The organism is Bacillus sp. EU63 (assembly GCF_038592915.1).
Taxonomy (GTDB): domain Bacteria; phylum Bacillota; class Bacilli; order Bacillales; family Bacillaceae; genus Bacillus; species Bacillus velezensis.
In genome coordinates this window covers 2586002-2598969 of record NZ_CP151944.1, presented here as the reverse complement: position 1 = coordinate 2598969, position 12968 = coordinate 2586002, and the positions used below count along the sequence as shown (strand labels likewise).

The window sequence follows — 12968 nt, the reverse complement described above, 5'->3', positions numbered from 1 at the left end:
TTCAGACTGCAAAGGAGGATTTATATGAAACTGTTAGCGATTACATCATGTCCGAACGGCATTGCCCATACGTATATGGCTGCTGAAAATTTACAAAAAGCAGCCGGCAGATTAGGCGTTGAGATCAAAGTGGAAACCCAGGGCGGAATCGGGGTGGAAAATAGGCTGACCGAAGAGGAAATCCAGGAAGCAGACGCAATCATTATCGCGGCGGACCGTTCGGTGAACAAAGACCGATTCGCGGGAAAAAAGCTGCTGGCCGTCGGGGTTCAGGAAGGCATCCGCAAACCGGAAGAATTAATTCAAAAAGCGCTTAGCGGTGAAGTGCCGATCTATCAATCTGCTTCAAAAGCTCAAACCGCAAGTCAGCAGGGCAAAAAACAAAACCCGATTTACCGTCATTTAATGAACGGCGTTTCTTTTATGGTTCCTTTCATTGTCGTCGGCGGATTATTGATAGCGGTTGCATTGACGCTTGGAGGAGAAAAAACACCAAAGGGCTTAGTCATTCCGGATGCGTCTTTTTGGAAAACGATTGAACAGATCGGCAGCGCTTCTTTTTCATTCATGATCCCGATTTTAGCCGGGTACATCGCGTTCAGCATCGCCGATAAGCCGGGTCTTGTCCCCGGAATGATCGGCGGATATATTGCGGCATCCGGCAGCTTTTACGACAGTGCGAGCGGCGCAGGATTTCTTGGAGGAATCATTGCGGGATTTTTGGCGGGATATGCGGCGCTTGGAATCAAAAAATGTAAAGTTCCTAAAGCAATACAGCCGATTATGCCGATCATTATTATTCCGGTGTTTGCCTCACTGATCGTCGGTTTGGCGTTTGTATTTCTGATCGGCGCCCCCGTCGCTCATATTTTCGCATCATTAACGGTTTGGCTTGCGGGAATGAAAGGCTCGAGCTCAATTCTCCTGGCATTGATTTTAGGAGCGATGATCTCCTTTGATATGGGAGGACCCGTAAACAAGGTGGCCTTTCTATTCGGATCGGCAATGATCGGAGAAGGAAATTATGAAATTATGGGCCCGATTGCCGTTTCCATTTGTATACCGCCGATAGGGCTTGGGATTGCGACGTTTTTAGGAAAAAGAAAATTCGCCGCCGCAGAAAGAGAAATGGGAAAAGCGTCATTTACGATGGGCCTTTTCGGTATCACGGAAGGAGCCATTCCATTTGCGGCCCAAGATCCCCTTCGTGTGATCCCGAGTATTATGGCGGGTTCTATGACCGGCTCGGTGATAGCGATGATCGGCCATGTGGGGGACAGAGTGGCACACGGCGGCCCCATCGTTGCTGTACTTGGAGCAGTAGATCATGTATTGATGTTTTTTATCGCTGTAACAGCAGGCTCTCTTGTCACCGCTCTGTTGGTTAATGTACTGAAGAAAGATATGGCGAAATCCCCCGCGTCCGGCGAGGTGCTGCCGTCTGCCGCACCAAATGAAGCTGCAGCGGCAAAAGAAACAAAGGAACCATCTCAGGCTGACAGCCGAAAAGCCGGGATGACCGAAATCAAAAAACTGACTGACATTATCAGTACGGACTTGATTGAACCGCATTTATCCGGCGAAACGAGGGATGACATTATCGATGAAATGATCGAGAAAATGTCCCGTCAAGGTATGCTGCTGTCTGACAGCGGATTTAAGCAGGCCATTTTGAGCCGGGAACAGCAGGGAACCACGGCGATAGGTATGAATATCGCCATTCCGCACGGAAAGTCTGAAGCCGTCAAAACGCCGGGTGTCGCATTCGGAATAAGACGTTCGGGTGTTGACTGGAACAGCCTTGATGGTTCTGATGCAAAACTGATTTTTATGATTGCCGTACCGAAGGAAAGCGGCGGAAATCAGCATCTGAAAATATTGCAGATGTTATCCCGAAAACTGATGGATGACAGCTATCGGGAAAGGCTGCTCTCCGTTCAGACAAAAGAAGAGGCGTATGAGCTTCTGGAAGAAATCGAATAAAGCGGGGGATGATCATGTCTACTGAACCGATATTTTTCAATCCGGTTTTCAAAGAAAGAATTTGGGGAGGCGCCGCCCTGCGTGATTTTCACTATAATATTCCGTCCGAGCGGACAGGGGAGTGCTGGGCCTTCGCCGCTCATCAAAATGGACAGAGCACAGTTCGAAACGGCATGTATAAAGGATGTACGCTCGGTGAATTGTGGGAGCATCACAGAGATTTATTCGGAAACCTTGAAGGAGACCGTTTTCCTCTTCTTACAAAAATTTTGGATGCGGACCAAGACCTGTCCGTTCAGGTGCATCCGAATGATGACTTTGCCAAAATGCATGAAAACGGAGAACTTGGAAAAACCGAATGCTGGTATATCATTGATTGTGCAAAAGATGCGGAGATCATTTTCGGCCACAACGCAACTACAAAAGAAGAACTGATATCCATGATTAAGCACGGAGAATGGGACGGGCTCCTGAACAGAGTTAAGGTAAAGCCGGGAGATTTCTTCTTTGTTCCAAGCGGCACCGTTCACGCGATTGGAAAGAGCACACTTATTTTAGAGACGCAGCAAAATTCAGATACGACTTACAGATTGTACGACTACGGAAGAAAAGATGCGGACGGCAGGATGCGCGAGCTCCATTTGGAAAAAAGTATAGAAGTGATAGACGTTCCATCTGTCCGTGAACGGCCGACCGTTCACTATAAACAAACAGATGATCTGCTTGCGGCTATTTTAATAGAATGTCCTTATTTTTCAGTCGAAAAGTGGGATGTAAAAGGTGAAGCAAATCTATTCCAGCATCAGCCCTTCCTTCTTGTCAGCGTGATCGAAGGAGACGGAATAATGATTGCAGGCGGGCATGAATATCCCTTTAGAAAAGGAGATCATATTCTCCTGCCTTCCGGTTTGGGAGAATATAAACTGGCCGGCCATGCAAATTGTATTGTGTCTCATCTGTGATCCTCAAAACCCTTCTCTAGCATCAGAGAAGGGTTTCTCATCACTTTTGCAAAAATGCCGAAATTTCCAGCGTATCAGTGGTTCGTTCCTGAATTTATTCTCTCAATTTGTATATCTCCCGAGCCATTGATTCAAGTATGTACATAGCGGGGATTTGGGTGGTGACATTCGCATTTTCAACCCATTCTTCCGTCACGTAATATGAAATATTCACATCGGACATTTTGGCAATGGTTGAATGTTTATGATTTGTAATACTGATGACCCGGCTTCCTTCTTGTTTCAGCTGATTCAGATGAGTCACTGTAGAATCTCCTTCACCTGAAACCGATAATGCGATCGTGATGCTGTTATGGCGGAAATGGGAATGGGCCGGAAAGTAAGGATCTTTAATATACATTGAAAGTTTCCCTAAGCACGAAAAATATCTGGCTCCGTATTCGGCGAGAATTCCTGAACTACCCACTCCGATAAAAATGACGCTTTCTGCATCGGCCGCAAGGGCTGCTGCTTCCTTCAGCTTTTCTTCCATCCCTTCGCTTACTGTTCTTTCAAAAAACTCGGCAACGGAATGATGGGGACTCTTTAAAATCGTTTTTTTATTTGCCTCCGCATACATTTTCAGCTTCACCTTAAACTCTGAAAACCCTTCACAGTTTATTTTTTTGCAGAAACGTAAAATAGAAGCCGTAGATACATGGGTTTCATTTGCCAATTCACGGATGCGCATATAGACGACTTTCTCGCTGTTTTGGGAGATGTAGTTGTATAAAGAAGTTTCAAGCTCGTTAAATGAAGCAATCATTTCGTGTGTGAACATGCAGGGGGATTCTCCTTTTTATGAGAATGGTGAATGTACATCTCATCGTAACATATCATTTTTAAAAGAAACATAGTGTTATATTTATGTGACAAATCACTTTTTGTGTCATTCAAAACAAGACGTCATCCAATGATTTACGGCACGGAACACCTGTGGATATAATTCGTTCATACGCTTTATGCATGATCTCTTCAAGGGCCGCTGACAAAAGCGGCCGAAAAAAGGAGGACAATATGAGTATCAAACTGATAGCGGTTGATATGGACGGAACGTTTTTGAATGATGAAATGGCATATAACAAAGAGCGTTTTATGAATCAGTATCGTGAATTAAAAGCGCGGGGAATTAAATTTGCCGTAGCAAGCGGAAACCAATATGCGCAGCTTACATCCTTCTTTCCGGAAATCAAAAGTGAAATCGCTTTCGTTGCCGAGAATGGCGCTTTCGTCGTGAATGCCGGAGAAGAAGTATTCGCGGGTAACATGTCTGAAGACACTATAATAGCAGTAATCCGTGCTTTAGAGCAGTATGAGGTGAAAAACGTCATTGTCTGCGGAAAAAAAAGCGCGTATATTCATGAAAATGCCAGTGAAGATGAATATCTGCATGCCAGTAAGTATTATTATGTGTTAAAAAGGGTGCCGCATTTTGAAAACATCGATGATGACATTTTTAAATTTTCCATCAGCTTTCCCGCCGAACATTGTTCCGCACTTCTGAGCCATTTAAAAAACGCCATCGGGTCTTTCGTCACGCCTGTATCAAGCGGGCACGGTGACATAGATCTGATCATACCGGGGCTTCATAAAGCAAGCGGGATTAAGCTTCTCCAGAAACAATGGGGGATAAATGATGAAGAATGCGCGGCCTTCGGAGACAGCGGCAATGATCTGGAGATGGTGTCCGCCGTGAAATACGGGATCGCCATGGATAATGCGCAGGAAAGCATTAAACAGGCTGCCGCGCATATCACGCAATCAAACAATGAAGAAGGGGTCTTAAATGCGATTGATTCCATCCTCAAATGTGAAAAACCCTTTGTCTGAAAAAGACATTTTAACTGCGGAGGTGCTGAACGATGATTAAATTAGTGATTACGGATTTAGACGGCACATTTTTAAATAATCAAGGCGATTTTGACAGAACGTTATTTGAAAAGACAAAACGAGTAATGGAGGAACAGCATGTCGCTTTCGCCCTCTGCACCGGGAAGCAGTGTGAAAGGGTGGAAGCCTTATTCGGAGAAGATGCGAAAGATTTTTGGATTTTAGGAGACAGTGCCACACGTATAAAAAAGAACGGCAAATTCGTATATGAATCTTTGATCAGCAATGAAGCGGGACTGTCAATTATAGGCGCTTTAGAAAAAATCAGCTGCGGGCATAGCATTATCGCATGCACAAAAAATGGCGCGATCGTAAAAGAAAATCTGTCTGAAAGTGAAATGAAATATGTAAATGCTTCTTATGCACATGTAACGAAAATAACTGATTTTACTGAGATAAAAGACGATTTTATCAAGATTACGGTTCATGATCCCGACGCCAACTGTCCGGAAACGAGAGAAAAGCTGCATGAATTTTTTCACCAATTATATATCGTAGCATCAGAGGATACCTGGATGGACATATCAAATATCGGAATACATAAAGGAACAACAGTACAAGAACTGCAGCGATTATTAGGGGTTTCGGCTGATGAAACAATGGCGTTCGGAGACGGCCGCAATGACAAAGAATTGATGGAAGCGGCATCCTACAGCTTTGCGGTTAAGAATGCCATTGACGAAATAAAAGATGCAGCACACTTTGTCATCAAATCAAATGAGGCAAGCAGCGTCATGCACACGATTATGAGAATATTAGCGCTGCAAAAACAATGATGGGCTAAAGCCAATGCGGCAGGACTTACTAGGGAAAGAAAAAGCGGGCTATTCTCAGACTTTAATTCACTCCTGATTTTTCTGAAATATGTTAAAAATGAATAAATATCTATATTTGACTCGATTGTATTGGTATAATATGTATAAAATGAATGAAACGGCGTAATATCAAGATGAAAAAAATCACTTCATATCATTTGATATCAGACAAAAAGTAGGAACTTCCTCGTTTTGAAATTGGGAGGTGTTTGTATTAGCCCGCTGTTGAGTCCCGCGTATATCATTCTCATTTTTCTTCCGGCAGCTTCTTTTCTGTTAGGGATTTTAGGATATTTCATTTTCAAAAAAGTATGGATGATGGTTGTTATTGTATTCATTTTGTCCTTGATATTTATGTTTATTGTAATAGGTGCCGAACCGACATTTTTCATTTGGGTGGCTATGATGACGGGGAGCTGTTTTATCTCCGGTTCAATCACTAAGACGATATGGACTTTTGCAAAGCGAAAATATTAGACTGAAAAATCCTGTTTGAGCAGCGATCCTTTTTTGCCGATTGAAGAAAAGGAAGTATAGAGTGATCTGTTATGTTCTTATATTTTGTCTGTTATTGTCATGTCTGTCTATCGTTTTGTTCTTTTTTAACTAAACGGAGCACTATAATTGAACTGCAGATACATAGAAAAACAAAAAAGGATAAGGAGGATTTTTATGTTTCAAACCTTAGACCATTTTTTGAAATCTTGGGAATTCGAAGCCGATGCGACACAAAAACTGCTGAATCATCTGACTGATGAATCACTTAAACAAGAAATCACTTCACAACATTGGACTTTAGGCCGTATTGCATGGCATACTGTTGCGGCCATTCACATCATTACCTCAAACACAGATTTAACGTTTCATGCTCCTGCTGAAGATTTTCCTGTTCCTGCATCGGCGCGGTTTATTGCTGAGAGTTATCACCAAGCCAGTAATGCATTTGTACAGGCGTTAAAAACGCAATGGACTGATGATACACTTCAAGAATGTGTCAACTTTATTGGTCAGCAATTGCCAAATGGTTCACTTTTGATGTTTTTAATTCAACATCAAAACCATCATCGAGGACAAATGACTGTCCTTATGAGACAAGCGGGTTTACCTGTTCCGGGTATTTATGGTCCGGCAAAAGAGGAATGGACAACATTTGGTTTGGAAGCTCCGAAATAGGATGTTGTTGCAGGGCTCGAATGAATAGATGATACCAATCGATGTTGGTATCTTTTTTGTTTTAGTCTTCGTGACATGCAGACGAATCAACAGTTCAAAAGGTGTAAAGTGAATTCAATAACTGCAGAAAGGTGATTATGATGATAACTAAAATGACTTGTTTCAATATGAAAGACTTCAATAAACCAAACGAACCTTTCGTTGTTTCAGGGAGAATCATCCCTTCATTTGAAAACAATGTTTGGACATATTCAGAGGAGAAATTTGCTGAACCTTATGTCAAAAAATATGATGATGAAGACATTGATGTCAGTTATATTGAAGAAGAGGATAAAGTTGTCTTTTTTTATTACGCAGAGAACGACTGTGTCGGCCGGAGTAAGCTTCGTTCTAATTGGAATGGATACGCACTGATTGAAGACATTGCCGTTGCAAAAGATTATAGAAAAAATGGTGTCGGGACGGCTTTATTACATAAAGCGATTGAGTGGGCAAAGGAGAATCATTTATGCGGTCTTATGCTTGAAACACAAGATATTAATGTTTCAGCTTGTCATTTTTATGCCAAAAATAACTTTGTCATAGGAGCGGTCGATACAATGCTTTATTCCAATCTTTCAACAGCAAATGAAATTGCGGTTTTTTGGTACTGTAAATTTTAAATATAACAGTATTTGATGTTTCGTCATTTGCGGGTGTGTGCCGCAAAGTATTCAAAACATCGGCTTGAGGATTTATAATAAGGTATATCAATCAATGCAGGGGGAGTTATGTATGAAGTGCAAAAAAATGAACAGGGTACAATTAAAAGAGGGAAGCGTATCAATGGCCCTATAAACTGCGTCTGCCCTCATTAATGGAGGGAAATTTGTGAATACGCCTTATTCACAGTCAGCTTTACGGCACAACCAAGTGTTCATTTGGCTTTGTGTTCTGTCATTTTTCAGCGTATTAAATGAAATGGTTTTGAACGTCTCGTTACCTGATATCGCCAACGATTTTCATAAACTGCCAGCGAGTGCAAACTGGGTGAACACGGCCTTTATGTTAACCTTTTCCATCGGAACTGCTCTGTATGGGAAGTTATCAGATCAGCTGGGCATCAAAAAACTGCTCCTATTTGGAATTATGGTAAATGGCTTCGGATCGATCATTGGATTTGTCGGACACTCTTTCTTTCCTGTACTCATTCTGGCCCGATTTATTCAAGGGGCTGGTGCAGCCGCATTCCCGGCTCTTGTGATGGTTGCAGTAGTACGCTATATTCCGAAAGAAAACAGGGGTAAAGCATTTGGTCTGATCGGTTCGCTGGTGGCAATGGGGGAAGGTGTCGGACCAGCTATTGGCGGAATGATCGCTCATTATATTCACTGGTCATATTTGCTGCTTATTCCGACAGCAACAGTTATCACCGTTCCATTCCTGATGAAACTGCTGGAAAAGGAAGAAAGAGTCAGCGGGTGCTTTGATATGACGGGGATTATATTAATGTCTGCAGGCATCGTATTTTTTCTGCTGTTTACAACTTCATATAGAATGTCTTTTCTGATCATCAGTATTCTAGCTTTCCTGATATTTGTGAGACATATTAGGAAAACTCAAGATCCCTTTGTTGACCCTGCACTGGGGAAAAATGTTTTGTTTATGATGGGCGTCCTTTGCGGAGGCCTGATATTCGGCACTGCTGCAGGATTTGTTTCTATGGTTCCTTATATGATGAAAGATGTTCACCATTTAAGTACTGCGGCAATTGGAAGCGGGATTATGTTCCCCGGGACAATGAGCGTCATCATCTTCGGTTACATTGGGGGATGGCTTGTTGATCGGAAAGGTTCTTTGTATGTGCTGACCATTGGGATTGTATTGATGTCTTCCAGCTTTTTAATCGCTGCCTTTTTCATAGATGCGGCACCTTGGCTCATGACCGTTATCATCGTTTTTGTTTTTGGGGGGCTCTCCTTCACAAAAACGGTTATATCTACAATTGTGTCTGGCAGTTTGAAACAAAAGGAAGCCGGCGCCGGAATGAGTCTTCTTAATTTTACGAGCTTTTTATCAGAGGGAACGGGTATTTCGATTGCAGGCGGTTTATTATCGATCCGCTTGCTGAATCAAAGGCTGCTGCCTGTTAACGCTGATCATTCCGCTTATTTGTACAGTAATATGCTCATTCTTTTTGCAGGAATCGTTGTTATGAGCTGGCTGGTAACCGTGAATGTCTATAAACGTTCGCGAAGAAATGACTAAAAAGGGAAAAGGATCAAACTTGATAAAAGTTTTGATCCTTTTTTTGAGGAGCTTCCTTATTCCGAAACCTTTTGCCGATCAATGAAAGGGGAGTTAAAGTGAATTACATTTATAAGAAAAAGGAAAAGAAAAATGGAAATTGTATCATTTCAATCAGAGATAAATGGGAGAATGCACTTATTGAGTTTGAACAAAAAAATAATCAAATTGAGATCGTGATCAATCACCGTAACGAGAAAACAACCAAGTTTTCACTGCCAATCGAGACTTTTGAAAAAGTGTATGAGGATATTAAAATAGGCCGGAGAGAAAGTTAATCATTCTGTTTGAAAATGACCATGATGTTCGTAAGCGGTATGGTTTTAACCGCATCTGGATTCCCCTGGCAAAGTAAAGGTTTTTGGGGATTTATGTCAAAATAATAGTAAGTACCTTATGCAACAGGGAGTTTGGTTGCTTCATAAGGAGGGGGAAGTATGAAAAATAAGATTCACATATTGGGAGCCTCTGGTGTCGGAACGTCAACATTGGGTGTTGCATTATCAAAGCATTTGCCGCATACGCATCTTGATACTGATGATTACTATTGGACAGATAAATTCACTAAAAAAAGAGAAATCCCTGAAAGAAGAAAGTTACTTAAAAAAGACTTGACAATAAATGAGAAATGGATTCTTTCTGGCGCAGTGTGCCGCTGGGGCGATGATCTAAAAAGTTATTTTGACCTTGTCATCTTCTTATGGATTCCGCAGGATATACGGCTTGAGAGATTAAGGCATAGGGAATTTCAGCGTTATGGAAACGAAGTGTTAGCCGGCGGCAGTAAATATGAACAATCAAAAACATTTTTAGAGTGGGCTTCTTTATATGATCATGCCGGAATGGAAGTTAGAAGCAAAGCTTTACACGAACATTGGATGGCAGATTTATCTTGTCCATTGTTAAAAATTGAAGGAGATTACTCAGTCAATGAAAGAGTTGATCGTGTCTTGGATTATCTGAATTCTAATTAAACTGACGGATGGAGATAACTGCAAAATCCAAAAGTCAAAGACAGTTCCGGCCATTTTAACGGAGCTGTTTTTTTATACCGCTTTCAGTTTGTCTGTTGTGAAGTGATTTATTTTCGGCAGCATCCCACAAAAGAGAAGTGATTTGTTATTCGTTAAGTTCTCCGTTGGAGTATTTCTCTAAAATTCGTATAAATCGTTCATCACCTAATTAATTATTTCTTTGTTTATATTTATTATCCATTTCATTTTCAGACCGAATTAAAGCCCTCTCATAACGAGAAGGGCTTTCCGCCTTTTAATACTTTCTCCTCAAAAAGAAGGGGAAGGCTTTATTCGTTTATCCCTCGTATAGTTTATTAATCAACTCTGTAAACATGGGGAATTATTGGTTAACTTAGAATTTTTTCGATCCAAACAAATATCTTTAAAAAAAGTTACCGGCAATTCACTGCGGCATATCGCAGTGTTCAATTGTTTAGTCCTTTTTTTTCATAACCTTTACAAATCTGAAAAAGTCATCATCATCCGGCAGGGACTTGTCATCTTCGCGTCCATTGCGATGCATATGCGGATCAGAGTGATGTTCATTGTAGAACTCTACGATATGGAATCCGCACTTATTCACATAGAAGTTGATATTTCGCTTTTCAAAATAAGGTGTCACGGTTTCCCAAAGCACAGTATCCGGATACTGTGCTTCTATGGCTTTCCAAGCAGAAAGACCAATCCCCTGGCTGTGATGTTCTGGAGATACATAGAATAAATCAAGCGAATTATGATGTGTTTCGCTGTTGATACGTACTACTGCACCACCTACCTTCTTACCATCCCGAAGAATATGATAAACGACTGCTCCGGGAGCGTCGAAAGACTCCTGAACATCATTGTCCGATGGAATCGGTCCGCCTTCGCAATCACCGAACATTTCAATCACGGCGATCGCAAAGGCTTCTTGTAATTTTTTTTGGAATTCTGGCAGATCAGATTCCTTTGCTGGTTCCAGAATAACTTTTGGTTCCTTTTTTGTTTTCATGATTGTCACTCCTTCAGTTGCTGAAATAACGAGTTCAGTCGTTCAGTAAAACATTCCAGCTGCTCTGCCGCTTTTTCTTCCGCGGTAATTTTGGCGTTAAAATACTTCAAAAGCTTTCTCCTGTCTTTTTGTATGATGTCTTTTTCTTTGTTTCCTTAGAAAACAAGCTGCATGTAACCCTTATTTACTATTGTTCACTGCCGTATTAAGTGTGGTACGCGGGATTTGCCATCATTCTCAAACTTTTCCTGCGAAAAGTTGCAAAAATAGTCGAATGTGGCGCCTTTGACTATGAACATGCGTAAAAGATTCAATTTAGATTCGGTCATGAGCAATGCACATTGAGTAAACTCTGGTGAATTTATTAGCCCAAAGAAGCCTAAATGATATAAAAATAACTAGTATATATATCAAATCTGTCCGTTTAATGCCCGCTTCTCAACAACTAATTTGAAGTCATGCAATCTGTGCAAGGGGGTTATTTCTGAATAGATTTTTCCGAATGCAGCGGAGTCGCTTTGGGACTCCCGTTTACTTTGCCGTACGTCAGCTTGCGCCATATCAATTCCATCGGACCGTACTTAAATCGTTTCAACCACAATGTACTAAAGCTCATAAGCACGAAGTACACGGCCAGACTGAACATGAACGTGCCGGCGGATTGAATATGATCCGCAAGCCCGAATCCGTACCGGAGGAACAGAACTGTTCCAATGATAGAGTGAAGCAGATAACAGGTCAATGACATCCGTCCGACTTTGGTGAATATCATCATAGGGCCTCGCAGCTGAGGAACGTACAGAAACAGCATTGCAAAAGTGCTCATATAAAACATACTTCCGGTTAAGCCGCCATTTTGACCCAAGACAGAGGAAATGTCCTTCCACAGCATATTCTCAGAAAGATTAAACATGTCTAGTAATATACTGCTTTGTGTTATTAGAAAAGCGATTGTGCTAATGATCCAGATACGCTTCCATATGAACTTTTTCGCTTCCATGTCTTTGAAAAATTCCATCTTAACAAAGTACACGCCCAGCAGAAACATGAGAAACATGGAATAGATCATAGAGAAAGAGCCAGCCGCCATCGTGACCATATCTGTCCACCGAGTGCTGATGGATTCCATGTAAGTAAGGGTTGTGTGGCTAAACAAAGTAAACTCTGAAAAATTCGGGTTTTTTGACCCTGCAGTATTGATGACATTGTACAACATTGTGAAAACAGGGGTCAGGAATTGAAACACGATAAGTGCGATAATCCATCTAAGCACCGTTTTGGCCGTGCGTTTATAGAAGGCGAGTAACAGGAAGCCGCTTACGGCGTAAAAGGTCAATATGTCACCGACCCAAACAAATGTGATGTGCAAAATGCCAAATCCCAACAGGATAGATAACCTACGGGCAAACAGCTTGTTGGGACTATCTACCTTCTGCGCGGCTCGATCCATAAAGATCATAAACCCAACTCCGAACAAGAAGGAGAATAATGTAACGAATTTCCCTTCGGCAAACCAGGAAACCAGATTGTGCAGTACGTCATCGGAGGCCATTTCGAATCCCTTTACTGAATCTACGATCAGGAAATAGTTGACAATAATAATGCCAAGCAAGGCAAATCCACGTACGATGTCCAGAAAATGAACCCGTTCCCGCAGACTTACCGGTTGCCCGCGTCCTTCGTTTTGTACAATCATATCAATACTCCTTTTCCATTTATCATTGCAATGTGCAGTGCGGATCTGAAAAACTTGAGCCTTACAATGGATAAATATAAAGACAGAATCTTAACAATTTATGAAGGTTCATCATTT

Annotated in this window: 13 protein-coding genes and 1 pseudogene; 10 read left to right on the top strand and 4 right to left on the bottom strand. The window is 41.7% G+C overall.

Annotation, left to right across the window (positions count from 1 at the left end):
• Nucleotides 1–24 precede the first annotated feature (24 nt).
• Nucleotides 25–1983: a fructose-specific PTS transporter subunit EIIC gene (locus tag NYE38_RS12815; RefSeq protein ID WP_017418206.1), complete on the top strand. Its 1959-nt coding sequence runs from the start codon at nucleotides 25–27 to the stop codon at nucleotides 1981–1983.
• 14 nt (nucleotides 1984–1997) lie between these two features.
• Nucleotides 1998–2945 (top strand): mannose-6-phosphate isomerase, class I, encoded by a 948-nt coding sequence (manA, locus tag NYE38_RS12810; protein WP_017418205.1) that lies wholly within the window; start codon nucleotides 1998–2000, stop codon nucleotides 2943–2945.
• 94 nt (nucleotides 2946–3039) lie between these two features.
• Here manA and NYE38_RS12805 read toward each other — a convergent pair whose 3' ends face one another.
• A complete protein-coding gene (locus NYE38_RS12805) occupies nucleotides 3040–3765 on the bottom strand; it encodes a MurR/RpiR family transcriptional regulator (RefSeq protein WP_017418204.1) in 726 nt (241 codons plus the stop codon).
• 236 nt (nucleotides 3766–4001) lie between these two features.
• Here NYE38_RS12805 and NYE38_RS12800 point away from each other — a divergent pair, with 236 nt between their 5' ends.
• The 8 genes from NYE38_RS12800 (at nucleotide 4002) to NYE38_RS12765 (ending at nucleotide 10122) form a co-directional block, all read left to right on the top strand.
• Entirely contained in the window at nucleotides 4002–4814 is an 813-nt protein-coding gene (locus tag NYE38_RS12800; RefSeq protein ID WP_017418203.1) for a Cof-type HAD-IIB family hydrolase, read from the top strand.
• Nucleotides 4815–4846: 32 nt separating this feature from the next.
• Nucleotides 4847–5650: an HAD-IIB family hydrolase gene (locus NYE38_RS12795; protein WP_017418202.1), complete on the top strand. Its 804-nt coding sequence runs from the start codon at nucleotides 4847–4849 to the stop codon at nucleotides 5648–5650.
• A 231-nt stretch (nucleotides 5651–5881) separates the two neighbouring features.
• Nucleotides 5882–6166, top strand: coding sequence for a DUF2651 family protein (locus NYE38_RS12790; protein WP_077722623.1), 285 nt, complete (start codon nucleotides 5882–5884; stop codon nucleotides 6164–6166).
• Nucleotides 6167–6361: 195 nt separating this feature from the next.
• Complete coding sequence (locus NYE38_RS12785; RefSeq protein ID WP_025649660.1) at nucleotides 6362–6862, top strand: DinB family protein; 501 nt, start codon at nucleotides 6362–6364, stop codon at nucleotides 6860–6862.
• A gap of 140 nt (nucleotides 6863–7002) precedes the next feature.
• Nucleotides 7003–7524, top strand: a complete 522-nt coding sequence (gene satA, locus NYE38_RS12780; RefSeq protein ID WP_017418199.1) for a streptothricin N-acetyltransferase SatA — start codon at nucleotides 7003–7005, stop codon at nucleotides 7522–7524.
• Nucleotides 7525–7732: 208 nt separating this feature from the next.
• Nucleotides 7733–9109 (top strand): Tet(L)/Tet(K)/Tet(45) family tetracycline efflux MFS transporter, encoded by a 1377-nt coding sequence (gene tet, locus NYE38_RS12775; RefSeq protein ID WP_224443294.1) that lies wholly within the window; start codon nucleotides 7733–7735, stop codon nucleotides 9107–9109.
• Nucleotides 9110–9207: 98 nt separating this feature from the next.
• Complete coding sequence (locus NYE38_RS12770; RefSeq protein WP_063636810.1) at nucleotides 9208–9426, top strand: hypothetical protein; 219 nt, start codon at nucleotides 9208–9210, stop codon at nucleotides 9424–9426.
• Nucleotides 9427–9585: 159 nt separating this feature from the next.
• The gene (locus NYE38_RS12765) at nucleotides 9586–10122 is read left to right on the top strand and encodes an AAA family ATPase (RefSeq protein ID WP_014305463.1); all 537 of its coding nucleotides are present in this window, start codon (nucleotides 9586–9588) and stop codon (nucleotides 10120–10122) included.
• A gap of 475 nt (nucleotides 10123–10597) precedes the next feature.
• Here the strand turns inward: NYE38_RS12765 and NYE38_RS12760 are convergent, their stop codons facing one another.
• From NYE38_RS12760 to NYE38_RS12750, 3 genes and pseudogenes are all read right to left on the bottom strand, one after another.
• A complete protein-coding gene (locus tag NYE38_RS12760) occupies nucleotides 10598–11155 on the bottom strand; it encodes a GNAT family N-acetyltransferase (protein WP_263612077.1) in 558 nt (185 codons plus the stop codon).
• A gap of 315 nt (nucleotides 11156–11470) precedes the next feature.
• A pseudogene (locus NYE38_RS12755) lies at nucleotides 11471–11715 on the bottom strand (hypothetical protein).
• Nucleotides 11634–12851, bottom strand: coding sequence for a DUF418 domain-containing protein (locus tag NYE38_RS12750; RefSeq protein WP_017418195.1), 1218 nt, complete (start codon nucleotides 12849–12851; stop codon nucleotides 11634–11636). The pseudogene NYE38_RS12755 and the gene NYE38_RS12750 overlap by 82 nt, the downstream one beginning before the upstream one ends.
• Nucleotides 12852–12968 lie beyond the last annotated feature (117 nt).